The sequence below is a fragment of the Pseudomonas sp. NPDC078700 genome, from assembly GCF_044542375.1.
Classification (GTDB): domain Bacteria; phylum Pseudomonadota; class Gammaproteobacteria; order Pseudomonadales; family Pseudomonadaceae; genus Aquipseudomonas.
In genome coordinates this window covers 536,511-562,026 of sequence record NZ_JBITUI010000002.1, presented here as the reverse complement: position 1 = coordinate 562,026, position 25,516 = coordinate 536,511, and the positions used below count along the sequence as shown (strand labels likewise).

At 54.3% G+C, this 25,516-nt stretch carries 26 protein-coding genes; 22 read left to right on the top strand and 4 right to left on the bottom strand.

Annotated features, from left to right (window positions below; genetic code table 11):
* Positions 1-165: 165 nt before the first annotated feature.
* The 17 genes from dusB (at position 166) to ureC (ending at position 18,600) form a co-directional block, all read left to right on the top strand.
* On the top strand, positions 166-1,164 hold the full coding sequence (gene dusB / locus ACIGCM_RS08415; protein ID WP_397501586.1) for a tRNA dihydrouridine synthase DusB: 999 nt from the start codon (positions 166-168) through the stop codon (positions 1,162-1,164).
* On the top strand, positions 1,161-1,481 hold the full coding sequence (gene fis / locus ACIGCM_RS08410) for a DNA-binding transcriptional regulator Fis (protein WP_397501585.1): 321 nt from the start codon (positions 1,161-1,163) through the stop codon (positions 1,479-1,481). Before dusB ends, fis begins: the two co-directional genes overlap by 4 nt.
* Before the next feature lie 72 nt (positions 1,482-1,553).
* Positions 1,554-3,161, top strand: a complete 1,608-nt coding sequence (gene purH, locus ACIGCM_RS08405; protein ID WP_397501584.1) for a bifunctional phosphoribosylaminoimidazolecarboxamide formyltransferase/IMP cyclohydrolase — start codon at positions 1,554-1,556, stop codon at positions 3,159-3,161.
* Positions 3,162-3,381: 220 nt separating this feature from the next.
* Positions 3,382-4,671, top strand: coding sequence for a phosphoribosylamine--glycine ligase (gene purD, locus ACIGCM_RS08400; protein WP_397501583.1), 1,290 nt, complete (start codon positions 3,382-3,384; stop codon positions 4,669-4,671).
* 114 nt (positions 4,672-4,785) lie between these two features.
* On the top strand, positions 4,786-7,551 hold the full coding sequence (locus ACIGCM_RS08395) for a response regulator (protein WP_397501582.1): 2,766 nt from the start codon (positions 4,786-4,788) through the stop codon (positions 7,549-7,551).
* 141 nt (positions 7,552-7,692) lie between these two features.
* Positions 7,693-8,289 carry a MarC family protein gene (locus ACIGCM_RS08390; RefSeq protein WP_397501581.1) on the top strand — a complete coding sequence of 199 codons (597 nt, stop codon included), beginning with the start codon at positions 7,693-7,695 and terminating at the stop codon, positions 8,287-8,289.
* A 186-nt stretch (positions 8,290-8,475) separates the two neighbouring features.
* The gene (urtA, locus tag ACIGCM_RS08385) at positions 8,476-9,744 is read left to right on the top strand and encodes an urea ABC transporter substrate-binding protein (protein WP_397501580.1); all 1,269 of its coding nucleotides are present in this window, start codon (positions 8,476-8,478) and stop codon (positions 9,742-9,744) included.
* 128 nt (positions 9,745-9,872) lie between these two features.
* Positions 9,873-11,453, top strand: coding sequence for an urea ABC transporter permease subunit UrtB (urtB, locus tag ACIGCM_RS08380; protein ID WP_397501579.1), 1,581 nt, complete (start codon positions 9,873-9,875; stop codon positions 11,451-11,453).
* Positions 11,453-12,544: an urea ABC transporter permease subunit UrtC gene (urtC, locus tag ACIGCM_RS08375; RefSeq protein ID WP_397501578.1), complete on the top strand. Its 1,092-nt coding sequence runs from the start codon at positions 11,453-11,455 to the stop codon at positions 12,542-12,544. Before urtB ends, urtC begins: the two co-directional genes overlap by 1 nt.
* Complete coding sequence (gene urtD / locus ACIGCM_RS08370; protein WP_397501577.1) at positions 12,541-13,392, top strand: urea ABC transporter ATP-binding protein UrtD; 852 nt, start codon at positions 12,541-12,543, stop codon at positions 13,390-13,392. Before urtC ends, urtD begins: the two co-directional genes overlap by 4 nt.
* Before the next feature lie 46 nt (positions 13,393-13,438).
* Positions 13,439-14,137 (top strand): urea ABC transporter ATP-binding subunit UrtE, encoded by a 699-nt coding sequence (gene urtE / locus ACIGCM_RS08365; protein WP_397501576.1) that lies wholly within the window; start codon positions 13,439-13,441, stop codon positions 14,135-14,137.
* Positions 14,138-14,224: 87 nt separating this feature from the next.
* Positions 14,225-15,088, top strand: a complete 864-nt coding sequence (locus ACIGCM_RS08360) for an urease accessory protein UreD (RefSeq protein WP_397501575.1) — start codon at positions 14,225-14,227, stop codon at positions 15,086-15,088.
* Between the two features lie 47 nt (positions 15,089-15,135).
* Complete coding sequence (ureA, locus tag ACIGCM_RS08355; protein ID WP_397501574.1) at positions 15,136-15,438, top strand: urease subunit gamma; 303 nt, start codon at positions 15,136-15,138, stop codon at positions 15,436-15,438.
* Between the two features lie 28 nt (positions 15,439-15,466).
* Entirely contained in the window at positions 15,467-15,985 is a 519-nt protein-coding gene (locus tag ACIGCM_RS08350; RefSeq protein WP_397501573.1) for a GNAT family N-acetyltransferase, read from the top strand.
* Between the two features lie 5 nt (positions 15,986-15,990).
* Positions 15,991-16,524, top strand: a complete 534-nt coding sequence (locus ACIGCM_RS08345) for a GNAT family N-acetyltransferase (RefSeq protein WP_397501571.1) — start codon at positions 15,991-15,993, stop codon at positions 16,522-16,524.
* The gene (locus tag ACIGCM_RS08340; RefSeq protein WP_397501570.1) at positions 16,521-16,826 is read left to right on the top strand and encodes an urease subunit beta; all 306 of its coding nucleotides are present in this window, start codon (positions 16,521-16,523) and stop codon (positions 16,824-16,826) included. Before ACIGCM_RS08345 ends, ACIGCM_RS08340 begins: the two co-directional genes overlap by 4 nt.
* A 73-nt stretch (positions 16,827-16,899) precedes the next feature.
* Entirely contained in the window at positions 16,900-18,600 is a 1,701-nt protein-coding gene (ureC, locus tag ACIGCM_RS08335) for an urease subunit alpha (RefSeq protein WP_397501569.1), read from the top strand.
* Between the two features lie 35 nt (positions 18,601-18,635).
* On the opposite strand, the gene ACIGCM_RS08330 is transcribed toward ureC, so the two are convergent.
* The 3 genes from ACIGCM_RS08330 to ACIGCM_RS08320 form a co-directional block, all read right to left on the bottom strand.
* Entirely contained in the window at positions 18,636-18,902 is a 267-nt protein-coding gene (locus tag ACIGCM_RS08330; RefSeq protein WP_397501568.1) for a DksA/TraR family C4-type zinc finger protein, read from the bottom strand.
* Positions 18,903-18,974: 72 nt separating this feature from the next.
* Entirely contained in the window at positions 18,975-19,838 is an 864-nt protein-coding gene (locus ACIGCM_RS08325; RefSeq protein ID WP_397501979.1) for an oxaloacetate decarboxylase, read from the bottom strand.
* A gap of 120 nt (positions 19,839-19,958) precedes the next feature.
* Positions 19,959-20,717 carry a substrate-binding periplasmic protein gene (locus ACIGCM_RS08320; RefSeq protein WP_397501567.1) on the bottom strand — a complete coding sequence of 253 codons (759 nt, stop codon included), beginning with the start codon at positions 20,715-20,717 and terminating at the stop codon, positions 19,959-19,961.
* Positions 20,718-21,108: 391 nt separating this feature from the next.
* Between ACIGCM_RS08320 and ACIGCM_RS08315 the strand changes: the two genes are divergently transcribed.
* From ACIGCM_RS08315 to ACIGCM_RS08305, 3 genes are all read left to right on the top strand, one after another.
* Positions 21,109-21,837, top strand: coding sequence for a VC0807 family protein (locus ACIGCM_RS08315; RefSeq protein WP_397501566.1), 729 nt, complete (start codon positions 21,109-21,111; stop codon positions 21,835-21,837).
* A gap of 100 nt (positions 21,838-21,937) precedes the next feature.
* A complete protein-coding gene (locus ACIGCM_RS08310; RefSeq protein ID WP_397501565.1) occupies positions 21,938-22,375 on the top strand; it encodes a YqaA family protein in 438 nt (145 codons plus the stop codon).
* 90 nt (positions 22,376-22,465) lie between these two features.
* Complete coding sequence (locus tag ACIGCM_RS08305) at positions 22,466-23,737, top strand: Hsp70 family protein (protein WP_397501564.1); 1,272 nt, start codon at positions 22,466-22,468, stop codon at positions 23,735-23,737.
* Between the two features lie 78 nt (positions 23,738-23,815).
* Here the strand turns inward: ACIGCM_RS08305 and ACIGCM_RS08300 are convergent, their stop codons facing one another.
* On the bottom strand, positions 23,816-24,199 hold the full coding sequence (locus ACIGCM_RS08300) for a hypothetical protein (RefSeq protein ID WP_397501563.1): 384 nt from the start codon (positions 24,197-24,199) through the stop codon (positions 23,816-23,818).
* Positions 24,200-24,781: 582 nt separating this feature from the next.
* Here ACIGCM_RS08300 and ACIGCM_RS08295 point away from each other — a divergent pair.
* A complete protein-coding gene (locus tag ACIGCM_RS08295) occupies positions 24,782-25,066 on the top strand; it encodes a type II toxin-antitoxin system HigB family toxin (protein ID WP_397501978.1) in 285 nt (94 codons plus the stop codon).
* 7 nt (positions 25,067-25,073) lie between these two features.
* Positions 25,074-25,493, top strand: a complete 420-nt coding sequence (locus ACIGCM_RS08290; protein ID WP_397501562.1) for a type II toxin-antitoxin system HigA family antitoxin — start codon at positions 25,074-25,076, stop codon at positions 25,491-25,493.
* Positions 25,494-25,516: the final 23 nt, after the last annotated feature.

The following is a 25,516-nucleotide window of genomic DNA, read 5'->3' as shown; positions in this document are numbered from 1 at the left end:
AAAGGAACAGCTTGTCGCCCTCATAACGGATAGCGATAAGCTGGCAACTGTTCAGATTTTGTTCAAAACAGCCTTTATCCGGTCATCCAGAGCAGGTATGATTCTCCCCCTTTTTCGCCGTCTACTATTTGGCTCATCAGCTTGTCTTTTGAGCACGGAAGCCCTATGTCGACGTTACGCATCGGCCCGTACACACTGCCGAACCAGTTAATTCTTGCGCCAATGGCCGGAGTAACTGATCAACCATTTCGCAAGCTCTGCCAGCGCTTGGGCGCGGGCATGGTGGTATCTGAAATGGTCACGAGCGATGTGCGGTTGTGGAATACGCGTAAATCAAGCCTACGCTTGATCCATCAGGATGATCCCGAGCCGCGCTCGGTACAGATCGCCGGTGGTGATCCGCAAATGCTTGCAGAGGCAGCTAAGCGGAACGTCGAATTGGGTGCCCAGATAATTGATATTAATATGGGCTGCCCAGCGAAAAAGGTCTGTAATAAAGCGGCAGGTTCTGCGCTATTGAAAGACCAAATATTGGTGCGTGAAATTTTGCATGCAGTGGTGGGCGCAGTCGATGTGCCAGTCACCTTGAAAATCCGCACCGGCTGGGACAGAGAGAATAAGAACGGCATTGAGGTGGCGAAGATTGCCGAACAAGCCGGAATTGTTGCGTTAGCGGTACATGGTCGCACCCGTGCAGACCTTTACACCGGTGACGCCGAATACGACACAATTGCAGCGATAAAACAGGCGGTTTCAATTCCGGTGCTGGCAAATGGCGACATCACCAGCCCGGAAAAGGCCAAAGCCGTACTCGCTGCAACGGGAGCAGATGGATTACTGATAGGCAGGGCTGCTCAAGGGCGGCCTTGGATATTCCGTGAGACAGACCATTACTTGCGTACAGGCAAAAAAATGCCGGCACCAAGCTTGGTCGAAATAGAAAGTATTTTGCTAGAACACCTCAGCGCACTGCATGCCTTCTACGGCGAAGTAATGGGCGCTCGAATCGCTCGCAAGCATGTGGGCTGGTATCTAGCGACTCTGCCGGGCGCCAGAGAATTTCGCGCTGAATTCAATCGCCTTGAATGTACGGACGCACAGTGCGCCAACGTTCGCCAGTTCTTCCGCGAGCGGCAAAATGATGGAGATGGGGTGGCTGCATGACGATGTTGACCGAGACTTTAGGAAGTGGAATTTCACCAGTGAGTGACAACACCAGCTTGAAACAGCACCTCAACACGCCAAGCGCAGAAGGGCAAACCCTGCGCGGCAATGTTGAGAAGGCGCTGCATAACTATTTCGCCCACCTTGAGGGTGCTGACGTCTCTGACGTTTACAACCTGGTGTTGACCGAAGTCGAGGCACCCCTGTTAGAAACCGTGATGAACTACGTCAAGGGCAACCAAACCAAAGCCTCTGAGTTACTCGGCCTGAATCGCGGCACCCTGCGTAAGAAGCTCAAGCAATACGACTTGCTCTAACCTCTTCCTCTCAAAAAAGGCGACCTAAACCGTCGCCTTTTTGTTTATTTCTCTGCTCTGATGGACTCTGAAATGACCGACCAGACCACCCGCCTCCCCGTTCGCCGCGCCTTGATCAGCGTATCTGACAAGACTGGCATCCTCGAATTCGCGCGCGAGCTTGTTGCCCTCAATGTGGAAATCCTCTCCACTGGTGGCACCTATAAGCTGCTCAAGGACAACGGCGTTGCGGCAGTCGAAGTCGCTGACTACACCGGCTTCCCAGAAATGATGGATGGCCGGGTCAAGACCCTGCACCCGAAAATTCACGGTGGCATTCTTGGTCGTCGCGCCATTGATGGCGACGTGATGGAGCAGCACGGCATCAAGCCGATTGATCTGGTTGCGGTTAACCTCTACCCATTCGAAGCCACAGTTGCCAAGCCCGACTGCGATTTGGCTGACGCCATCGAGAACATCGACATCGGCGGCCCAACCATGGTCCGCAGCGCCGCCAAGAACCACAAAGATGTGGCCATTGTGGTTAACACCAGCGACTACGCCAGTATCATTGAAGGCCTTAAAGCAGGTGGACTCAGCTACGCACAGCGTTTCGACCTGGCCCTGAAAGCCTTCGAGCACACAGCTGCTTATGACGGCATGATTGCTAACTACTTGGGCACCATTGACCAGGCCGCTGAAAAGCTCAGCACTGAAGATCGCGGCGCATTCCCGCGCACCTTCAACAGCCAGTTCATCAAAACCCAGGAAATGCGTTACGGCGAGAATCCACACCAGAGCGCGGCCTTCTACGTTGAGGCGAAAAAAGGCGAAGCCAGCATTGCCAGCGCCGTGCAACTGCAAGGCAAAGAGCTGTCTTACAACAACGTGGCCGACACCGACGCGGCGCTTGAGTGCGTGAAAAGCTTTGTTAAGCCCGCCTGCGTCATCGTCAAGCATGCCAATCCTTGCGGCGTAGCTGTTGTGCCTGAAAACGAAGGCGGCATCCGCAAAGCCTACGATCTGGCCTACGCCACCGATACTGAATCGGCATTTGGCGGCATCATCGCATTCAACCGTGAACTGGACGGCGAAACGGCAAAAGCCATCGTTGAGCGCCAGTTCGTCGAAGTGATCATTGCACCAAGCATCAGCGCCGCCGCCCGCGAAGTGGTCGCCGCAAAAGCCAACGTGCGCCTGCTGGAATGTGGCGAATGGCCGGCTGAGCGCAGTGCTGGCTGGGATTTCAAGCGCGTTAACGGCGGCCTGCTAGTGCAAAGCCGCGACATCGGCATGATCACCGCTGACGACCTCAAGATCGTCACCCAGCGTGCGCCAAGCGAGCAGGAAATTCACGACCTGATTTTCGCCTGGAAAGTGGCCAAGTTCGTTAAATCCAACGCTATCGTCTACGCCAAAAACCGCCAGACTGTGGGGGTAGGTGCAGGTCAGATGAGCCGTGTGAACTCTGCGCGTATTGCGGGGATCAAGGCTGAGCACGCTGGCTTGCCAGTACCTGGCGCAGTGATGGCCAGCGACGCCTTCTTCCCGTTCCGCGACGGCATTGATAATGCAGCTAAAGCCGGTATCACTGCAGTGATCCAGCCAGGCGGCTCAATGCGCGATAATGAAGTGATTGCCGCAGCCGACGAAGCCGGGATTGCCATGGTATTCACCGGCATGCGCCATTTTAGGCACTAAAATCGGCCGCGCTGAAGCATCCGCCTGCGTTGTTGGAGGTTGACTCCCTGATGCTCATTGCCACTTGGCAACTGCGCTCATTGAGCCAACTTCCGCCTAGCATTCAGACGCTTGATCGCAACCTCGTAGATGTTGTGAGTGGTGTACCAAGATTTTGTAGGGTGGATGGTTTTACCATCCACCAATGGGGCCAAGGCTCCGCCTCCAGTAGGGGATTGATATGAATGTTTTGATCATAGGCAGCGGCGGTCGTGAGCACGCACTGGCTTGGAAGGTGGCGCAAGACCCGCGCGTAGAGAAAGTGTTTGTCGCTCCGGGCAACGCCGGCACTGCGACCGAGGCCAAGTGCGAGAACGTGGCGATTGATGTGCTGGCGATCGAGCAACTGGCAGATTTCGCTGAGAAAAATGTGCAGATGACCATTGTCGGCCCTGAAGCGCCGCTGGTAGCTGGCGTGGTTGATTTATTCAATCAACGCGGCCTGCACTGCTTCGGCCCAACCGCTGGCGCCGCTCAATTGGAAGGTTCAAAAGCCTTCACCAAGGATTTCCTGGCGCGCCACAAGATCCCGACGGCTGATTACCAAAACTTCACAGAAGTAGAGCCCGCCCTCGCTTACTTGCAGAAAGTCGGCGCACCTATCGTAATCAAGGCTGATGGCCTGGCGGCCGGTAAAGGGGTGATCGTCGCCATGACCTTGCCTGAAGCAGAAGATGCCGTGCGCGACATGCTCGCGGGCAATGCTTTCGGTGAGGCCGGCTCACGCGTGGTGATCGAAGAGTTCCTCGACGGCGAAGAAGCCAGCTTCATCGTGATGGTCGATGGCACCAACGTGCTGCCTATGGCCACCAGTCAGGACCACAAACGTGTTGGCGACCAAGATACCGGCCCAAACACGGGCGGTATGGGGGCTTACTCACCTGCTCCAGTTGTCACCGCAGATGTTCACCAACGCGTGATGGACGAAGTTATCTGGCCAACCGTTAAGGGTATGGCAGCTGAAGGCAATGTTTACACCGGTTTCCTCTATGCAGGGCTGATGATTGATAAATCTGGCGCGCCAAAGGTAATCGAGTTCAACTGCCGTTTCGGCGACCCAGAAACTCAACCGATCATGCTGCGCCTGCAATCAAGCCTGTTGCTGCTTATCGAAGCCGCACAAGCCAAGGCGCTGAATATTGTCGAAGCCCAGTGGGACCCACGCCCAAGTCTTGGTGTGGTGATGGCCGCTGGCGGCTACCCTGCTGACTACGCCAAGGGCGATGTAATTGAAGGTCTCGACAACGCGGCTGCAACTGCGGGCAAAATCTTCCACGCCGGTACAGCGCTGAAAGACGATCAAGTCGTCACCTCTGGCGGACGCGTATTATGCGCAACTGCACTCGGTGAGACAGTTCAAAACGCCCAGCAGAATGCCTACGCACTGGCGGCAAAGGTTAACTGGCAAGGCTGCTTCTATCGTAAAGATATCGGTTACCGGGCAATCGCCCGCGAAAACACCGAAGATTAATCGTTAGCCAAGCGCAATTCATGACAAAGGGGGCCGAATGGCCGTCTTTGTCATGTTTTCCCTCTACCCTGTTGACCTATAATCTTTGAACAAACTTTCGATAGGGACTTCACTGTGCGTCGGCCCGGGATTGCCACCAAACTGCTTTTCAGCTTATTGCTGACAGTCTTCTCGCATCTGCCCGCTTACGCGGCAGTGAACGCTGAGTGGTCAATCCTCAACGACTCCAGCGGCGAACTGCAACTCGGTGATATCCGCTCCCCGCAACACAGCACCCAATTCGCACCCGTCGATATCAGCAAACTGCTGACCAGCGGCGGCAATACTGCAGCATGGCTGCATTACCGGCTTGATCCGAGTAATGAACAGCGAATGATCAGGGTCTTCTCGCCTTACCTGGCCTATCTAGACCTCTATGTCCTTGACGGCGACACACTGCTTGACCATGTCCGCACAGGCAATAAGCTCCCACTGTCCAGTCGCCCGCTAAAAAGCCTCGACTTCTTGCTGCCGCTGCCAGTTGCGACCAAACCCGTTGATGTCTACTTGCGATTGGCCTCCGCACAAATACTGCGTCCAACCATTTCATTGAGCAGTGCTCAAGACGTCGCCACTGAAGTTCGGCCTCTGGTGTTCGGCCTCTTACTGGGCGGCATCTTTATGATCGCGCTATACAACTTCGTGCGCTACTGCCTGAGCCGTGAGCAAGCGAATTTATGGTTATGCGCAATCAATATTTTTCTTTTGTTTGCTGCCAGCAACGTACTGGGGATCACCGCAAGCTGGCTTGAAAGCTTACAGCCCTATCAAGCTCAGATTGCCAACACGTCGCTGTTTGCCGCGCTGTTCAGCGCCCTTGCACTGACACTCAGCTTCTTCCGTAACGCCTCGGGGTATTTGTTCCTCAGGCGCTTAATCGTCTTAAAAATGGTGGTGATTGCTGGATTGTGCGCGGTCATCCTGACCACCACCAACATACAATTTGCCCTGCTGATTTATGTGTCTTCAGCGGTATGCGGCCTGAGTGTTTTACTTATTTCACTGCATCAATGGCGCAGTGGCTATGCCCCAGCCCGATTGTTTTTCGTCGCCAGCGCTTTTCTGTGCGCAGTCTGCGTTGCAACCCTGCCGCTGCACATTGGCCTCTGGCCGATGCCGTCTAGCTGGTTGATCTACTGTTTTCTGCTCACAATAGTGATTAGCAGCACTATTTTGTGCATTGCATTAAGTGAGCGCCAGCAGCGCATCATCTACGAGAGATTCAGCTCCAGTCGGGAGCTGGCTGCAAGCTCAGCCGAACTCAAGGCCAAGGGCGAGTTTTTAGCCAAGATCAGCCATGAAATCCGCACCCCAATGAACGGGGTTCTGGGGATGACCGAACTGTTGCTTGGCACCCCGCTTTCAACCAAGCAGCGCGATTACGTACAAACCATTCACAGCTCGGGCAATGAGCTGCTTAGTTTGATTAACGAAATCCTTGATATCTCTAAACTTGAATCCGGCCAAATTGAGCTCGACGACGTGCAGTTCGACTTAAATGCGCTGATTGAAGACTGCCTGGATATCTTCCGTGCTAAAGCCGAACAACAGAAAGTCGAACTGATCAGCTTTATCCAGCCGCAGGTACCTCGCGTTATCAGCGGGGATCCCACACGCATACGCCAGGCGCTACTGAGCTTGCTGGACAATGCCTTCAAGCAAACTGACGAAGGCGAGATACTGATAATTGCGGCGCTGGAAACCAGTGGCGGCAAGCCCCGCTTACGCCTCGCAGTGCAAGACAGCGGCAAACCAATGCCACCCAGTGAGCGCAATGCCTTGCTGCATGCCGAACTGCACAGCAAAGACTTTCTCGCGGCGACCAAACTTGGCGGACGTTTAGGCTTGATCATTGCGCGCCAGCTCATTCGCTTGATGGACGGTGAGTTCGGCATCCAAAACGGCAGTAATCAGGGCTCAACCTTGTGGTTAAGCTTGCCCTTGGACAGCGCGCTGCTTGAACAACCCACCGCCGACCTCGACAGCCCGCTGCAAGACGCCCGACTGCTCATCGTCGATGACAACGAAACCTGCCGCAAGGTGCTGCTCCAGCAATGCAGCGCTTGGGGGCTTAATGTCAGCGCTGTACCTTCTGGCAAAGAAGCCTTGGCGCTGTTGCGCAGCAAAGTGCATATGGGCGAATACTTTGACGTGGTCCTTCTCGACCAGGAAATGCCCGGCATGAACGGCATGCAACTGGCCGCAAAGATCAAAGAAGACCCAAGCCTGAACCGCGATATCCTGCTGATCATGCTCACAGGCATCAGCAATATGCCGAGTAAGATCATCGCCCGTAACGCAGGGATCAAACGTATTCTGGCCAAACCGGTTGCGGGCTACACGCTCAAAGCAACCTTGGCAGATGAGCTAACCCATCGCCGCGATGGCCAACCGACGCAGTCGGTACAAAGTACACACTCGCCCTATCAAGCGCCTGCAGATTTTCAGATATTAGTGGCAGAAGACAACACCATTTCCACCAAAGTTATTCGCGGCATGCTCGGTAAACTCAACTTGCAGCCAGACACCGCAAGCAATGGCGAGGAAGCTCTGGTAGCCATCAAATCGAAACACTATGACTTGGTGCTAATGGATTGCGAAATGCCGGTACTCGATGGTTTTTCTGCCACTGAAATGCTGCGCGCGTGGGAAAAAGCCGGACAGCATCGGCGTACCCCGGTCGTTGCCCTGACCGCACACATCCTTAGCGAACACAAAGAGCGTGCACGCCTGGCGGGTATGGATGGCCACATGTCCAAACCTGTCGAACTTTCTCAGTTGCGCGAGTTGATCAATTACTGGATCGATCAACGCGCAGCACGTGCAGCTCAGACGCCTTGAAAGCCTGAACCCAGGCTAATCAGGGCTGGAGATCGGTGACGCAATCGCTGATCATATGCCCCATCGCAGGGCGGCACGCTCAGCTTCGTCTAAGCTCCAGCACCCGCCAATCAAACTTTCCCCGCAGTAAAGAGCCCACTCATGGCGTCCGAACTATTCAGTCTTTATTTGAAGTTGCTTGTGCTTTACAGCCCGTTCTTCGTGCTGTCGTGCTTTATTGGTTTAAGCCGCGGTTACACCATAAAAGAACGTAAAAAACTGGCATGGAAAGTCGCGACCGGCGTACTTATCGCCAGCGTTTTGCTGTACCTATTTGGCAAAAATATTTTCACCTTGTTTGGCATCACCATCGACGCATTTCGGATTGGGGCAGGCAGCGTGCTATTTATTTCAGCCCTCGGCATGGCTCAAGGGAAGTCAGCTGTTCAGACGGACAACGTCCAACAAGATGTCACCATTGTACCGCTGACTATCCCCCTGACTGTTGGCCCCGGAACCATAGGCGCGTTGCTGCTCATGGGGGCCAGCCAACCTCACTGGGGGGATAAAATTGTAGCGGTACTGGCAATTGCCTTAGCCAGCTTTACCGTTGGCATTGTGCTCTACCTGTCCAATCAGTTTGAACGCCTGCTGGGCGACCAAGGCTTGCAGATTGTGAGTCGCCTGATGGGCCTTTTTGTCTGCGCGCTGGCGGCACAAATTATCTTCACCGGGGTTAAAAATTATCTAATGCCCTAAACCAGTGCGCGACCGTCAACCCCGTGTGCACCAAGCCGATTCACGCACCAATGCAGCGCGAAAGCATTTGACCTATCAGCCAGGAAAACAGTTAAAAGACATATAAAACAACACCTTGCGCGAATTGGCACGGATGCTGCCATTGGAAAGATGACACTTCCAACAGTTGCGCATGGAGCCATAAGAATGAAACGCCGTCCTTTTCTGAAAACGACACTCGCCGCAAGTGCCTTAATTCTCAGCGGTCTATTCCCGTTCAGTGCACACGCAGCCGATACCATTAAGGTCGGCATTCTTCACTCACTCTCTGGCACCATGGCCATTTCAGAGACCTCTCTGAAAGATATGGCATTGATGACCATTGATGAAATCAACGCCAAAGGCGGGGTGCTCGGTAAACAACTTGAGCCAGTGGTCGTAGACCCGGCCTCCAACTGGCCGCTGTTTGCTGAAAAAGGCCGGCAACTGCTGACCCAAGATAAAGTCGCGGTCACCTTTGGTTGCTGGACTTCGGTTTCACGCAAATCGGTACTGCCGGTTTATGAAGAACTCAATGGCTTGCTGTTCTACCCAGTGCAATACGAAGGTGAAGAACTTTCGCCAAACGTGTTCTACACCGGCGCAGCGCCAAACCAACAAGCCATTCCTGCTGTTGAATACCTGATGAGCGAAGACGGTGGCAGTGCCAAGCGCTTCTTCTTGTTAGGCACCGATTACGTTTACCCACGTACCACCAACAAAATCCTGCGCGCCTTCCTGCACAGCAAAGGTGTCGCCGACAAAGACATCGAAGAGGTTTACACCCCGTTCGGCCACAGCGATTACCAAACCATCGTTGCCAACATCAAGAAGTTCTCAGCGGGTGGCAAAACAGCGGTGATCTCCACAGTGAACGGCGATTCCAACGTGCCGTTCTACAAAGAGCTGGCTAACCAGGGCATCGAAGCCACAGACGTGCCCGTGATCGCATTCTCGGTTGGTGAAGAAGAACTGCGCGGCATCGACACCAAGCCGCTGGTTGGGCAACTCGCCGCCTGGAACTACTTCGAGTCGGTTGAAAACCCGGTCAACGAAGAGTTTGTGACCAAGTGGAAAGCCTATGCCAAAGCCAAAAACCTGCCAGGCGCCGACAAAGCCGTGACCAACGACCCAATGGAAGCCACCTACGTCGGCATCAATATGTGGGCCCAAGCGGTTGAAAAGGCAGGCAGCACCGACGTTGATAAAGTCCGTGACGCCATGGCCGGGCAAACTTTCGCCGCGCCATCGGGCTTTACCCTGACCATGGATAAAACCAATCACCACCTGCATAAGCCTGTGATGATCGGTGAGATCCAGGAAGACGGTCAGTTTGATGTGGTCTGGCAGACAGACAGCCCAATCCGCGCTCAGCCTTGGAGCCCCTACATCGAGGGCAACGACAAGAAGCCGGACTACGCCGTTAAATCCAAGTAAAGAACTGTGGGCTCGGCTGATCCGAGCCCTCAGGGTTAATACGCTCTGCGCCGTTGTGCTCTGTACACAGCGCAGATCACGCCAAAACCTCCATCAAGAGAGGTGGTGCTTTAACAGGGAACTGCATAATGACCACTGCCCTTTACCGGCTCTCTCTCGCACTCTTGCTCTGCCTGTCGTGGTCGAGCAGCTATGCTGGCGATGCGGCTGAGTTCAGCGCCGCAAATTCGTCTAAACAGGCCAAGCTATTACAGGCTTGGGCAGCTGCACCCGATGCGGCGCGCTTGCCATTACTTGAAGCCTTGCACAGCGGTCGCGTTGAGGCCGACAGCAACAAAACCCCCTTTTATAAAACCGAATCTGGCTATGAAGCCGCTGAAGGCGATGCGGTTACAGCACCCGACGGAAAACTGCGTAAGTTGCGCCTGAACAATCGCCTACGTGGACTTATTGCCACGGCATTGGCCAGCCATCAGTTATTCTCGAAAGATTCGGCAGTCCGCTTGCAGGCCGCCCAAGACCTGCAAAAAAGTGCGAAGCCTGCGCAACTGCAACTGCTCAATGAGCGTGTGGCTCAAGAGCAGGATAGCGACGTCAGCGAAGCCTTGTCCCTCGCCCTGGCCAGTTTGCAACTCATTGACAGCGACCCTCAGGTTCGGCTGGCAGCAGTGCGTTTGCTAGGTGAAACCGGTCAGCCTCTGGCACGGGTGCGCTTGGAGCGACTGCTTGCCGACACGACTGAAACCAATGCCGATGTGCGCACCGCAGCTGAAACCAGCCTGGCCCAGGTTAAACGCCGACTGATGTTTGGCGAGCTGCTCGGGCAGGCCTTTAGCGGCATGAGCTTAGGTTCCATTTTGCTCCTCGCCGCACTGGGCCTTGCGATCACCTTCGGCCTGCTCGGCGTGATCAACATGGCCCACGGCGAAATGCTGATGCTCGGCGCGTACTCGACCTATATGGTCCAAGTCATGTTCCAACGCTTCGCCCCTGAGGCGATTGCCTTGTACCCACTCGTTGCACTGCCCGTCGCGTTTTTCGTGACAGCCGCCATTGGCATGGCGTTGGAGCGCACAGTCATTCGCCATCTATACGGTCGTCCACTGGAAACCCTGTTGGCAACCTGGGGGATCAGCCTGATTCTGATCCAGTTGGTGCGGGTGATTTTCGGCGCGCAAAACGTCGAAGTCGCCAACCCCTACTGGCTTTCGGGCGGTATTCAGGTGTTGCCGAATCTGGTCCTACCGTACAACCGTATCGTAATTATCGGCTTTGCCTTGTTTGTGGTGGTGCTGACCTGGCTGCTGCTGAATAAAACCCGCTTGGGCCTCAATGTTCGCGCCGTCACCCAAAACCGCAATATGGCCGCTTGCTGCGGCGTGCCTACCGGGCGCGTCGACATGCTCGCCTTTGGCCTGGGTTCAGGCATAGCTGGGCTTGGCGGTGTCGCCCTGAGTCAGATTGGCAACGTAGGCCCTGACCTTGGCCAAAGCTACATTATCGACTCCTTCCTGGTCGTGGTACTTGGCGGTGTTGGCCAGTTGGCAGGCAGCGTCACGGCGGCGTTCGGCCTGGGGATCGCCAACAAAATTCTTGAACCGCAGATCGGTGCCGTGCTTGGCAAGATCCTTATCCTCGCGCTGATCATTCTGTTTATCCAGAAACGCCCGCAAGGTTTGTTTGCACTCAAAGGACGGGTGATCGATTAATGACTATGCCCCTGAATCAAACCCTGCTGGCGCGCACCAGCGCCAAGCTCGGCCCACAGCTTTCAATTGCAGTCGGGGTCTTGGTGCTGGCGTTGCTGGTCGCCCTGCCGCTCTTACACCTGACGCCAGCTGACAGCGCCTTCCACGTTAATGCTTACACCTTGACCCTGGTCGGGAAAATCCTCTGCTACGCGATTGTCGCCCTTGCCCTTGATCTGGTCTGGGGCTATGCCGGCCTGCTGTCACTGGGGCATGGCTTGTTCTTTGCGCTGGGGGGCTATGCCATGGGCATGTACTTGATGCGCCAATCGGCAGGTGATGGCTTGCCGGCGTTTATGAGTTTCCTCGCCTGGAAAGAGTTGCCCTGGTACTGGATGGGCACCGATAACTTCATCTGGGCCATGTGTTTAGTCGTGTTGGCACCTGGCTTATTGGCGTTCATTTTTGGTTTCTTCGCCTTCCGCTCGCGGATCAAAGGCGTCTACTTCTCGATCATGACCCAGGCGCTGACCTTTGCTGGCATGCTGCTGTTCTTCCGCAATGAAACCGGCTTTGGCGGTAACAATGGCTTCACCGATTTCAAACGCATTCTCGGCTTTGACATCACCGCCCCGGCTACGCGGGCAGCGCTGTTTTTAGCCACAGTGCTCCTGCTCGTTGCCAGCTTGCTGCTCGGTTGGAGACTCGCCAAAAGCAAGTTTGGCCGCGTCCTGACTGCCCTGCGTGATGCGGAAAACCGTTTGATGTTCTGCGGCTATGACCCTCGCGGCTACAAGCTGTTTATCTGGGTGTTGTCCGCCGTGCTTTGCGGCTTAGCTGGCGCGTTATATGTGCCGCAGGTCGGCATCATCAACCCCAGCGAAATGTCGCCCACAAACTCAATTGAAGCCGCAGTGTGGGTGGCGTTGGGCGGACGTGGCAGCCTGATCGGCCCCATACTGGGTGCGGGCATGGTGAACGGCATGAAGAGCTGGTTCACCGTTGCATTCCCGGAATACTGGCTGTTCGCACTGGGTGCGTTGTTTATCCTGATCACCCTGTATTTGCCGCACGGCATTATCGGTTTGCTTAAGCGAGGGGGCAAACAATGAGAGCCACACCGATCCCGGAAGCCATGCTTGAACCTATTTATGACCCCTTAAGCAGTGCCCGTGATGCGATTGGCGCTGGGCGTCTGGCTGAGAAAGGCCTCAATGTCCGCCACGGCACCATCCTCACGCTGGAGGATATCAATGTCAGCTTCGATGGTTTCAAAGCCCTGACCAACCTCAACCTGTACATCGGCGTTGGCGAGTTGCGCTGCATTATTGGCCCTAACGGTGCCGGTAAAACCACCATGATGGATGTCATCACTGGCAAAACGCGTCCGGATAACGGCAGCGCCTATTTCGGCGAAACCCTTGATCTGACCCGAATGAGTGAAGTCGAAATCGCTCAATCGGGAATTGGCCGCAAGTTCCAGAAGCCAACGGTGTTTGAAGCGCTGAGTGTGTTCGAGAACCTGGAGTTGGCGCAAAAAACCAACAAGTCGGTATGGGCCAGCTTGCGCGCCAAACTCAGTGGCGAACAACGCGACCGGATTGATGAAGTGCTCGAAACAATTCGCCTGGACGGCTCACGTGAGCGTCAGGCGGGCCTGCTTTCCCATGGTCAAAAACAGTTTCTGGAAATCGGCATGTTGTTGATGCAAGACCCGCAACTGCTACTGCTTGATGAGCCGGTCGCGGGCATGACTGACGCCGAAACCGAATTCACCGCCGAGTTGTTCAAGTCGCTGGCACGCAAGCATTCGTTGATGGTGGTTGAGCATGACATGGGCTTTGTTGGTTCAATTGCCGATCACGTGACGGTGCTTCACCAAGGCAGCGTGCTTGCCGAAGGCACACTCAACGATGTGCAGGCTGATGAACGCGTTATTGAGGTTTATCTCGGTCGTTAAGATCGCCTTAGCACCCGGAAGATCGGCTTAAAGAAGGATCATTCATATGCTGCAAGTTCAACAACTGCACCAGTATTACGGCGGCAGCCACATTCTGCGCGGGTTGTCCTTCGATGCAAAGATAGGCGAAGTCACCTGCTTGCTGGGCCGCAACGGCGTTGGTAAAACCACCTTGCTGAAATGCCTGATGGGGTTAATCCCAGCCAAGCAAGGCGACGTTAAATGGGATGACCAAGCTATTACCGGCTTAAAACCCCACCAGCGCGTGCACGCAGGCATTGCTTATGTGCCACAAGGACGAGAAATTTTCCCACGCCTCACCGTTGAGGAAAATCTATTAATGGGCCTTTCGCGCTTTCCCGGCAGCCAGGCTAAGGAAGTACCTGCCTTCATCTATGAGTTGTTTCCCGTGCTCAAAGAAATGAAGCTGCGCCGTGGAGGTGATCTGTCTGGCGGGCAACAGCAGCAGTTGGCAATTGGCCGCGCACTGGCCAGCCAACCGCGCTTATTGATTCTTGATGAACCGACTGAGGGCATCCAGCCTTCAGTGATCAAAGAGATTGGCGTAGTGATCAAAAAACTGGCGGCACGCGGTGATATGGCGATTCTGCTGGTTGAACAGTTTTATGACTTTGCAGCAGAGCTGGCCGACCAGTATTTAGTGATGTCACGGGGTGAAATTATCCAGCAAGGTCGCGGTGAAACCATGGAGGCAGATGGCGTAAGAGGATTGGTAGCGATTTAATCTTTGCCCGCTTACGACTGTTAAAAACGACGCACTGCGAACAAACTAGCGCATAAGCCCAATGATCAGCCTGCCAACAAAATTGTTATGAACGCACCTATAAACTCAGCCATTACATCGGCGATTTTCACGCCCAGCTGGCATGCCGAGCTGGAGCTTGGCTATGCCCGTGATGGTGAAACCACTCGCCCAGTCATGCGCCGTCACAAAGGCCCACTGCGGGTGCAAAAGCATCTGTATGCAGAAGGGCCAGAGGTCTGCCAACACATTATTGTTCACCCTCCGGGAGGAATTGCCGGCGGGGATCGTTTGGATATCGACGTAAAAGTTGGCGAAAACGCGTGGGCGCAATTAACCAGCCCCGGCGCCGCCAAGTGGTATCGCGCTGCAGGCCCGGCCTATCAAAACCTCAAGATAGGTGTAGAAGCCGGGGCCACACTGGAATGGCTACCGCAAGAAACCATCGTCTACAGCGCTGCTCGAGCAGAACTCAGCAGCACTGTCGAATTGAACGGCGATGCCAAGCTATTTTATTGGGATATTGTTGCCCTCGGTCGCCCAGCCAGCCACGAGCGCTTTGACCTCGGTCACTTTCAGGCTGAGATCAATATCCGCCGTGACGGAGAGTTGCTCTGGCATGAGCGCCAGCGCGTCGTTGGCGACGACGGATTGCTCGACTCGCCCATAGGCCTGGATGGTTATCCGGTATTTGCCACCCTGCTGGTTAGTGCAGACATTGACCCCGAATTACTTGAACGTTGCCGCGAGTTAGCCGCCACCAATGACCTCGAGTTACGCGCAGACCTCAGCCAGCTTCCGGGTATGCTGGTTGCCCGGTGCCTTGCTCGCGAAGCACTGCATGCACGGGCCTGGCTGATACAACTGTGGCAACTCTTACGCCCAGCTGTGCTTGGGCGTGAAGCCATACCTCCACGAATTTGGAACACCTAAGTTTCCCTACACTATTTTTTGATGCGTTTAAGGCCGGAGAAGTACAGATGGATTTAAGTCCACGGGAAAAAGACAAACTGCTGATTTTCACAGCGGGACTGGTTGCTGAGCGTCGCTTGGCGCGTGGGGTAAAACTCAACTACCCAGAGTCCATCGCCTTGATCTCTGCTGCGCTGCTCGAAGGTGCGCGCGACGGTCAAACAGTTGCTGAGTTGATGCACTTCGGCACGACCCTGCTGAAGCGTGATCAAGTAATGGAAGGCGTACCCGAGATGATCCCGGAAATCCAGGTTGAGGCGACCTTTCCCGATGGCACCAAGTTAGTCACCGTACATCAGCCTATTGCTTGACGACCTAATGGCCTAACAGGAGCTTCGCGTGAATATCGACAATGCCACTGAAGATGATCTGCCCGAGTTACTGGCCATTTATAACGATGCGGTACTCAACAGTACGGCCATCTGGAATGAAACAACGGTCGATCTAGAAAACCGCCGCCTCTGGCTGCGTGATCGACTGGGTGCTGGGTTTCCGGTACTCGCCGCACGCAACATGACCGGCCGTTTAGTCGGTTACGCCACCTACGGCACATGGCGCAGTATTGAAGGCTTCAGGCATACCGTTGAGCACTCGGTATATGTCTGCGCAGACCAGCGCGGGCTGGGCATTGGCCCGCTACTGATGAAAGCGCTGATTGAACGCGCACGCAGCGCCAAGCTGCATGTAATGGTCGCGGCCATAGAAAGCGAAAACCGCGCGTCAATCCGGCTGCACAAACAGCTGGGCTTCAGCACTACAGGGCAAATGCCGCAAGTGGGCCGCAAGTTTGATCGCTGGCTTGACCTGACCTTTATGCAACTGAACCTAAACGCTGAAGAACCAGACGATCAGGAGTAACGTCGATGAACAGAGCCCAGCTGCGTCGCGTACATCCAGACAGTTTTGCCCACTATCGCCAAGGGTTGATTGCGCTGCTGTTTGATGCAGTCAAACACGGCGCATCGGTGGGCTTTCTGGCTGACTTATCCGAGTCACAAGCCAGCGATTACATCAGCGATGTGCAGGCGGGTGTTAACGATGGCAGCGTCTTGCTTTGGGTGGTCGTTGACGATGAACAGGTGCTGGCATGCGTGCAACTCGAGCTGTGTCAAAAAGCCAATGGCCGTAACCGCGCCGAAGTGCAAAAACTACTGGTATTGAATCAGGCGCGTCGTCATGGCCTTGGCCAGCAACTGATGCAAGCAGTGGAACAAGAAGCCATTAAACAAAAGCGCGGCCTGCTGTATCTAGACACTGAAGCAGGCTCTACCGCCGAACTGTTCTACCGCACCCAAGGCTACCAGCGGGTCGGCGAGTTGCCTAACTATTGCCAAAGCCCGGACGGCAGTTATTCGCCGACGGCTATTTATTTTAAAACCATGGGACAACCCACATGATTCCAGGTGAATACCGCGTCAAGAATGGCGACATTGAACTCAACCAAAATCGACGAACCCTTAGTCTGAGTGTCGCCAACAGCGGGGACCGACCCATTCAGGTGGGCTCGCACTATCACTTCTTCGAAACCAATGATGCACTGACCTTTGACCGTGCCGCCGCACGGGGCATGCGCCTGAATATTCCTGCGGGCACCGCCGTGCGCTTTGAGCCGGGTCAGTCGCGTCAGGTTGAGCTGGTTGAATTAGCCGGGCACCGCCGTGTATTTGGCTTTGCCGGACGCATCATGGGCGACCTTTAATCCGGCCTCAGCGCACTACAAACAATTACCCATTTTCGCTGCTTAGCCGCCAGCCAGATACAGGACATATTTAATGAAAATCAGCAGACAAGCCTACGCTGACATGTACGGCCCAACCGTTGGCGACAAGGTACGTTTGGCCGATACCGGGCTTTGGGTTGAGGTTGAAAAAGACCTCACAACCTATGGCGAGGAAGTAAAATTCGGCGGTGGCAAAGTGATCCGCGACGGCATGGGCCAAGGCCAGCTCTGCGCCAAGGATGTGGTCGATACCTTGATCACCAACGCACTGATTATCGATCATTGGGGCGTGATTAAAGCCGATGTCGGTATCAAGGACGGGCGCATCGCAGCCATCGGTAAAGGCGGTAACGCCGATATCCAGCCGGACGTGACCATCGCTGTCGGCGCAGGCACTGAAGTGATTGCAGGCGAAGGCATGATTCTCACCGCTGGTGGCATCGACACGCATATTCACTTTATCTGCCCACAGCAGATTGAAGAAGCACTGATGAGCGGCGTGACCACCATGATTGGCGGGGGTACTGGTCCGGCCACTGGCACCAATGCAACCACATGCACCTCAGGGCCTTGGCACATGGCGCGCATGCTGCAAGCCGCCGATGCCTTCCCAATGAATATTGGCTTCACCGGTAAGGGCAACGCCAGCCTGCCTGAACCGCTTATCGAACAAGTCAAAGCCGGCGCCATTGGCCTCAAGCTCCACGAAGATTGGGGCACCACACCAGCGGCCATTGACAACTGTTTGAGTGTTGCCGACCAATACGACGTGCAGGTGGCCATTCACACCGACACGCTGAACGAGTCTGGTTTCGTCGAAACCACATTAGGTGCATTCAAGGGCCGGACGATTCATACCTATCACACCGAAGGTGCCGGTGGCGGTCATGCGCCAGATATCATCAAAGCCTGCGGCTTCCCCAACGTCTTGCCAAGCTCGACCAACCCAACCCGGCCTTTTACCAAAAACACCATCGATGAACACCTCGACATGCTTATGGTTTGCCATCACCTGGACCCGAGCATTGCCGAAGACGTGGCATTCGCTGAAAGCCGTATCCGCCGTGAAACCATTGCCGCCGAAGACATCCTGCATGACCTTGGCGCTTTCTCGATGATCAGCTCTGACAGCCAGGCAATGGGCCGAGTCGGTGAAGTCATCACCCGTACCTGGCAGACCGCTGACAAAATGAAACAGCAGCGCGGGGCACTCCCTGGCGATGGCGAAGATAACGATAATTTCCGCATCAAACGCTACATTGCCAAGTACACCATTAACCCGGCGATCACTCACGGCATCAGCCACGAAGTGGGTTCGATTGAAGTGGGTAAATGGGCGGACTTGGTACTTTGGCGACCCGCTTTTTTCGGGGTGAAGCCGACCTTGATTCTCAAGGGTGGGGCGATTGCAGCCAGCCTGATGGGCGACGCCAACGCTTCAATTCCAACGCCGCAACCTGTGCACTACCGGCCGATGTTTGCCAGCTACGGCGGCTCTCGCCATGCAACCTGCCTGACCTTTATCAGCCAGGCAGCCATGGAAGCCGGCGTACCTGAACAACTTGGGCTACAGAAGCAGATCGCAGTGGTGAAGGGTTGTCGCGAGGTCAAGAAAACTGACCTTATCCACAACGACTACCTGCCGAACATTGAGGTCGATGCCCAGAATTATCAGGTTAAGGCTGACGGGCAGTTGCTGTGGTGCGAGCCGGCTGAAGTCTTGCCAATGGCGCAACGCTACTTTTTGTTTTAGGCAAACACCACAAGGCCCGCAAATGCGGGCCTTGGCTAGCGTAACTGACTGTCTTTACTGGCGCGGCGATTGTAACCAGCACCGCTGGTGTTGGCTTTATCCTCAGCTTCTTGGCAGACCACGCACAGCCTCACCCCCTTGATCGCGTCACGGCGCGCCTGTGGAATGGGTGCGCCGCACTCTTCGCAAGCGCTCAGGCTCTCGCCTTTGGGTAACTGACCACGGGCCCGCGCAACAGCATCTTCGATACTGCTGTCGATCTGCTCTTGCACCGCACCATCACTTGCCCAGCCGCCGGCCATGGCTGACTCCAGAGAGAGGCGTTAATCATTAAGGTATGCGCCAAAACCATGTATTTGACAAGCGCAGGCCGTCTATTCCTTAACGTCCATAAACTCCTCTGCCCAGACGATGTACTCTTCTGGCAGGGTGTATTTGAGCGCCAGCTCAGAAGCGCTCAGCTCAGAGGCAACCGCTCCACGCTGCTCGCGTAAGCAGTCATAGGTTGCCTTGATTGCAGCAAAATAAGCACCATGGCCGTTGACCACAATACGCACTCCAAGCTTGGCTAAGCGGGCATCGTCACGCAGCTTCGGATTGCCGTAGGTCACCAGCATTAATGGCACGCTAAGGTGCTCAGCAATTTTTTCAAGGTGCTCAAAGTCTTCAATACCGACAATGCAAATGCCATCCGCCCCTGCCTGCTGATAGGCTCGGGTGCGACTGATAACTTCGTCGACACCCAGCACACCCGCGTGAGTCCGGGCGATGATCGAGAGATCAGGGTCAACGCGTGCCTCCAGCGCCGCGCGAATCTTCCCGACGCCTTCTGCAACGCTGATCAAGTCCGTCGATTTACGCCCGAACTGTGCAGGCAGCAGGGTATCTTCAATGGTCAATGCGGCGATGCCCGCTCGCTCAAGCTCAACCACAGTGCGCATCACATTGAGGGCATTACCATAACCATGATCCGCGTCGGCTATCACTGGCAAGCGACTGACACGGCCAATACGGGTGGCCTGCTCAACGAACTCACTGAGGGTAATCAAGGCGAAATCGGGCGCAGCAATGACCTGCAGCGAAGCAACGGAACCGCCAAGAATACCCACTTCAAACCCCAGGTCAGCGGCGATCCGCGCAGACATCGGATCAAATACCGAGGCGGTGTGGTAGCAGGTATCGGCGGCGAGCAAGGCGCGAAAAGCGCTGCGCAGCTCATGGTGGGAAGCTCGTTGCATAATTGGCATAGATTGTATTTTCCAAAAGAACTGATAGTGAAACGACCCTCGACTGCCTGTCTTTCGCCAGAGACTGAATGCCAGCAGCTAAGCTTCAGAGCATTCAAATAACTCAGTTGATTACGGCTTGGGCAAGTTTTGCTCAGGGTCTACATCTGGCAGCCAGCGCTTTAAAATCAACGCATAGGTGCCATCTCGGCGCATGTCATCAAACGCCCGTTGCCAGGTCGCGACAACTTCAGGGTCGGTACTTAACGAAAAAGCGATGTAATAGGCCGATTGCATAAAGGGCACATGGCTCTGTACTTCGGCAACGTTCAAGCCACCTGTCGCAAGCTCATCTTTGAGCGTCACATCCTGAGTGGCAATCAGCTTAACCCGGCCATGTTTCAACATGGTCACCATATTTTTAGCCGTGCTAACGCCATACAGGTTGGCAAAACCCATATCAGTCAGCGCATCAAAGGTGTACCACTTTTTAGGCACGGCCAACGGGCCGCTAGCCTGGGCATCGGCCAGGGTGTTGATTGTCAAATTGCGCGATTTCAGCGAATAAAAGCTGGTCGTGCCAAGCAAAATAGGCCCAACCCATTGAAACAGTTTTTCCCGTTCAGGGGTACGCACGGTCGAAAAGATTGCCGTATTGGCGTCATGCAGTGCTTTGTAATAGCCACGCGCCCAGGGTCTGACTTTTATCAATGCACCTTGGCTTGCGGTACGGCGAATTAACTCGCGAGCGATGTCGACCGACATGCCGCGCAACTGATTGTCTTGAGTAAAGGCTAGCGGCGCAGCTTCCTCAGTAAATAATTGGATATTCGCGTTGACGCTGGCAGTGAACAGACTCAACAGCAGCACTGCGACAATATTACGCTGCATAGCACGCATCAAGCCCAACCCCTGTGCAAACACATTTTGACGATGACCATTCACCACAGCCACTTAAAACCGTATTCCATAGACGCCCGAAACGGCCTGTGCATTACATTAATATCAATGTTATCGGCCGGTACAGCGCATTTGCTTAGAGAAAATTAATGCTCAGCGTGGCAAAACCCAGAAGGAAAGCCGCAGGTTTCGACTCAAGTCATAAGCATTTTACAGGCCAAAACAAGGCGGTATTGAACGCAGTTCCCTGGCTAAAAAACCTGCCCAGTACTGCGTCTTACTGGTGAGCCGAACAAAAATCACACACTTCAACCGACAATCGGACTAGCCTCGAAAGCCCAAGCAGGCGATGATCGCCATTCAACTCAGCGCTATGACAGATATGATCGACACTACCGAAGCCTCGACGCCTAAACACAAACCCCGCCCGTTAATCGATTTGCTCGTCAGCATCGTCCTGCCGTCACTGGTACTGATGAAGCTCAGTGGCGAAGCGCGGCTTGGCCCTGACGGTGCTTTGATCCTAGCACTGGCCTTCCCTATTGGTTGGGGCGCGTTTGAGCTGATCAAGTACCGCAAATTTAACTTCATTGCCTTGCTCGGCCTGATTAGCGTGATCCTCACCGGCGGCATTGGCCTGCTGCACCTGAACAACCAATGGCTGGCGATCAAAGAAGCCGCAGTGCCCGGCGCAATCGGTATTGCTGTGCTCATATCGACACGCACGCGCTACCCGCTGATTCGCACCATGCTGTTCAATAAAACCGTGCTCAATGTCGACAAAATTCAAGAACGACTTGAGGAAGGTGGCAACACCCAGCAGTTTGAAGCGCGCCTGCTCAAAGCTACTTACCTGCTTAGCGCCACGTTCTTTTTCTCATCGGCGATGAACTACATTTTGGCGCGCTGGATTGTGGTTAGCCCGGCAGGCAGTGAAGCCTTCAACGATGAGCTGGGCCGTCTGACGCTACTGAGCTACCCCATGATCGCAATCCCGTCGATGATCATGATGATGGCGATTTTCTACTACCTGTGGCGCACCATTCATGGCCTGACCGGCCTGAAACTTGAAGAAATCATGCACCAGGCCGAAAAAGATAAGCAGTCTTAAGCCCCATTAAAAGGCAAGACGCCGAAGCCTTACTTAGCTGCGTTTATCTGGGTCCTTATATGGATAAACGCGCCCTTAAAAAGCTGCGACCTGTGCCTGCGTGCTAACCCTTTCCGTTTACCTGAGTTTATTTTTGTCGGCCTTTGGCGCAGCGACCTTACTGCCGCTGCAGTCTGAGGCACTGCTGGTTGCCTTACTGCTAAGCAGGGATTACTCCGTTGGTTTACTGCTACTGGCTGCCAGCCTCGGAAATATCCTTGGCTCAGTGATTAACTGGTGGCTCGGACGCTACATTGAGCATCTGCGCCAGCGCCGTTGGTTTCCGGTCAATCCAAGCCAACTTAAAAGAGCTCAACACTTCTACGCAGGCTACGGCCGCTGGAGCCTGCTGCTGAGCTGGCTACCCATCATTGGTGACCCGCTGACGTTGGTCGCGGGCATTATGCGTGAGCCACTGTGGCGCTTTATATTGCTGGTCAGCATCGCTAAAAGCGCGCGCTATGCGATCTTGGCCACACTAACCCTTAGCCTCAGCTAGGCTCATTTGTCGCAAAGCGCAACACATGGGGAGCATTCGAGCGCCACATCCCATAGAATGCGCGGCCGTTTTTCAGGAACAGCGCGCAGCATGTCTTTTTCTACTCCAGCCCGCGCCTGCGGCATCGACTTCGGCACATCCAACTCAACCGTTGGCTGGCAGCGCCCAGACGCTAACGCTTTGATTGAGCTCGAAGACGGCAAGATCACCCTGCCTTCGGTCATTTTCTTCAACTTTGAAGAACGCCGCCCGGTTTATGGCCGACTGGCCTTGCACGAATACCTTGAGGGTTACGAGGGTCGCCTGATGCGCTCCCTGAAAAGCCTGCTGGGTTCAAAATTACTCAAAAGTGAAACCACAGTGCTTGGCAGCGCGCTGCCGTTCAAAGACCTGCTGGGCTTTTTCATCGGCGAGCTGAAAAGCCGCGCCGAAGCCGTTGCCCAACGCTCCTTTGAAGAAGTGGTACTGGGTCGCCCGGTGTTTTTTGTCGACGATGACCCAGCTGCCGACCAAGAAGCGCAAAACACCCTGGTTACAGTTGCCCACAAGCTGGGGTTTAAAGACGTATCCTTTCAATACGAGCCTATTGCGGCGGCATTCGACTACGAAAGTACTATCAACCAAGAAGAGTTGGTGTTGATCGTCGATATTGGCGGTGGTACTTCAGACTTTTCATTGGTGCGCCTGTCCCCAGAGCGTCGTGCGGTTGCCGAGCGCCACGAGGATATTCTGGCCACCGGTGGCGTGCACATCGGCGGCACCGATTTCGACAAACAGCTGAGCCTACAAGGGGTGATGCCGCTGTTCGGATATGGCAGCCGGATGAAAAGCGACGCGCTGATGCCGACCAGCTTTCACCTCAACTTGGCAACTTGGCACACCATCAATGCGGTGTACGCGCAAAAGTCGCAGCTCTCGCTAAAAAGCATGCGCTACGACATTGTCGACCCAACCGGGATTGACCGTCTGTTCAAACTGATAGAACAACGCGCCGGTCACTGGTTGGCCATGCAAGTAGAAGACAGCAAGATCGAACTGACCGAGCAAGATCAGCGCCCTATTGATCTGCGCCGTGTTGAGCCGGGACTGGTTGCCGAGCTAAGCCGCGAGCTATTTGACAACTCCATCGAACCCTTGCTTGAGCGCATCCGCGCCAGTGTCAGCCAATTGCTTTCTAACGCAGGTGTCGGTGTAGCGGATGTCGACACCGTGTTTTTCACCGGCGGTTCCAGCAGCATCCCCGCCTTACGTCAAAGTGTGGCGGCCATGCTGCCAAATGCCCGCCATGTCGAAGGCAATAACTTTGGCAGCATTGGCAACGGCCTAGCGATTGAAGCGCAAAAGCGCTACGGCTCAATCTGATTGATTAGAGGGTGCTCACCTACCGGGGTGAGCATCCATTACGCCCCGATTCAGCTAAAAACGCACAGTCTGATCCGGTCAACCTAACCAGCGATACCGTTCAACTTCTTTCAGCGTCGGCGCACGCCCCAGCTTGCGAGTCAGCTCGATAGTTGCTGCATGCAGCGCTATTTTTTCCTGCGCGTCGCGTGTCCGCAGCTGTATTCTCTGTTTATCCATAACGTTCATTTTTTGGCCAATCCGGTCTTTAATATCCCGATAAAAATCCTCATAAGCTTGATCAGACTCAAAACCTTGCCTTTTCAAAGCAATGATGAAATTGGGTATTTTTGTCTGAATAACAATGTATTTACTAAGCCACTTCACTGACGTAATTGAAGCCCACGGCAGCGTTACGCCAATGATCCTTGAACACTCTCTAACCCCCCTGTTCGTCTGCTTGAAACTCGAAACTTCCGGCAAAATATCTGATTCGGCGAATGTTAAATAACACTGCAACCACGCAGCTCGCTAAACAAAAAACAGTGCATACCAAGGCGCCAATCAACAGCGCAGCAATCATCCCGATTAACGCCAACTTGGACCACGGGATATAAACAATCGCAAACCAAAGCCATAACAGCAAAAACGTCCACTTAATCTGCGAACTGCGCACCGAATAATTAAACTGTAAAAAAACCAAATCTCGCACCGTAAAACAGCTTATTACCTTCCAGAGAATCATTTCGCGCGGGCCTCTCTTTAGGTTCAGACAGTGACCGCTTTTAGCTAAGACGAGGGTTTGCGTCGGCCTATGAGATGTTGATATCGGTCACCCCAAGGGTTCGAACGTAATGCAAGCCCGAACCCACTTGGCCGTGCTTTGGCATGGTTCTAGTCCAATTTTGATCGGGATTTATTCTCTTCACAGGCTAATCAGTCACCTGCATGACCATCGCTAATGATCGCATCAACGCATACTTGCACAACTGAAAAATCGCAATTTGCTATATGAGCAAGAATGGAATAATGTGCCTCTTAGCAAGATGCGATATGGATATCAGCATGCATGTGATCACGCAGAAGCGTGTCTGGGAGGCAAAACTAAGGTGGCCTCAATCTGGCAATGCTATGGACGCTTGGTATCGCCTTATCAGCAAAGTCGACCCAAAAGACTTTGCCGCGATGAAGCGACTCTTCCCCAGTGTCGACAAGGTTGGCGATAAGCATGTATTCGATATCGGCGACAATAAGCTGCGACTCATCGCCTCCGTAGATTATGTCTTCAAAAAAATCTATATCCGGGCCGTACTCGACCACAAGGCATATGACCGCAACCAATGGAAGTGAGGTGCAAATGAGCGCACTGCTAATGCATGCAACTGAACATTGGCGTTATATAGCGCCATTGCTCACACCTCCCAAAACCGAGGCTGACTACGACAGATTGGTCGGAACGCTTGATGAGCTTCTAAACCTAATCGGTGATGAAGATCAACACGGCCTCGCCTCTCTTGCTTCTAAGATGGGCGACCTCATTGCGGCCTACGATGCAAAGCATCATGCAATCCCCGACGCTCCTGGGCATGAAGTGCTGCGGTTTCTGATGACTGAACATAAGCTCAGCCAAAAAGACCTGCCAGAGATAGGGGCTCAATCGGTCATCTCAGAAATTCTTAATGGCAAACGTCAGCTCAATGTTCGCCAGATACGGGCACTCTCCAAGCGCTTCAAGCTTCCCGCAGAGGTATTTTTCAAAGTCAAACACCCCAGCTGACAAAATAATCCCGCTTCGGCTTT

Bases quoted from the DNA above. Each gene is read 5' to 3' on its own strand.
- ureA (WP_397501574.1), top strand. From the start codon at position 15,136: ATGGATTTAAGTCCACGGGAAAAAGACAAACTGCTGATTTTCACAGCG.
- ACIGCM_RS08340 (WP_397501570.1), top strand. From the start codon at position 16,521: ATGATTCCAGGTGAATACCGCGTCAAGAATGGCGACATTGAACTCAAC.
- urtE (WP_397501576.1), top strand. From the start codon at position 13,439: ATGCTGCAAGTTCAACAACTGCACCAGTATTACGGCGGCAGCCACATT.
- purD (WP_397501583.1), top strand. From the start codon at position 3,382: ATGAATGTTTTGATCATAGGCAGCGGCGGTCGTGAGCACGCACTGGCT.
- ACIGCM_RS08320 (WP_397501567.1), bottom strand. From the start codon at position 20,717: ATGCAGCGTAATATTGTCGCAGTGCTGCTGTTGAGTCTGTTCACTGCC.
- ACIGCM_RS08390 (WP_397501581.1), top strand. From the start codon at position 7,693: ATGGCGTCCGAACTATTCAGTCTTTATTTGAAGTTGCTTGTGCTTTAC.
- urtB (WP_397501579.1), top strand. From the start codon at position 9,873: ATGACCACTGCCCTTTACCGGCTCTCTCTCGCACTCTTGCTCTGCCTG.
- ureC (WP_397501569.1), top strand. From the start codon at position 16,900: ATGAAAATCAGCAGACAAGCCTACGCTGACATGTACGGCCCAACCGTT.
- ACIGCM_RS08330 (WP_397501568.1), bottom strand. From the start codon at position 18,902: ATGGCCGGCGGCTGGGCAAGTGATGGTGCGGTGCAAGAGCAGATCGAC.
- urtD (WP_397501577.1), top strand. From the start codon at position 12,541: ATGAGAGCCACACCGATCCCGGAAGCCATGCTTGAACCTATTTATGAC.
- urtC (WP_397501578.1), top strand. From the start codon at position 11,453: ATGACTATGCCCCTGAATCAAACCCTGCTGGCGCGCACCAGCGCCAAG.
- dusB (WP_397501586.1), top strand. From the start codon at position 166: ATGTCGACGTTACGCATCGGCCCGTACACACTGCCGAACCAGTTAATT.
- purH (WP_397501584.1), top strand. From the start codon at position 1,554: ATGACCGACCAGACCACCCGCCTCCCCGTTCGCCGCGCCTTGATCAGC.
- ACIGCM_RS08345 (WP_397501571.1), top strand. From the start codon at position 15,991: ATGAACAGAGCCCAGCTGCGTCGCGTACATCCAGACAGTTTTGCCCAC.
- urtA (WP_397501580.1), top strand. From the start codon at position 8,476: ATGAAACGCCGTCCTTTTCTGAAAACGACACTCGCCGCAAGTGCCTTA.
- ACIGCM_RS08290 (WP_397501562.1), top strand. From the start codon at position 25,074: ATGAGCGCACTGCTAATGCATGCAACTGAACATTGGCGTTATATAGCG.
- ACIGCM_RS08360 (WP_397501575.1), top strand. From the start codon at position 14,225: ATGAACGCACCTATAAACTCAGCCATTACATCGGCGATTTTCACGCCC.
- ACIGCM_RS08325 (WP_397501979.1), bottom strand. From the start codon at position 19,838: ATGCAACGAGCTTCCCACCATGAGCTGCGCAGCGCTTTTCGCGCCTTG.
- ACIGCM_RS08295 (WP_397501978.1), top strand. From the start codon at position 24,782: ATGCATGTGATCACGCAGAAGCGTGTCTGGGAGGCAAAACTAAGGTGG.
- ACIGCM_RS08315 (WP_397501566.1), top strand. From the start codon at position 21,109: ATGATCGACACTACCGAAGCCTCGACGCCTAAACACAAACCCCGCCCG.
- ACIGCM_RS08305 (WP_397501564.1), top strand. From the start codon at position 22,466: ATGTCTTTTTCTACTCCAGCCCGCGCCTGCGGCATCGACTTCGGCACA.
- fis (WP_397501585.1), top strand. From the start codon at position 1,161: ATGACGATGTTGACCGAGACTTTAGGAAGTGGAATTTCACCAGTGAGT.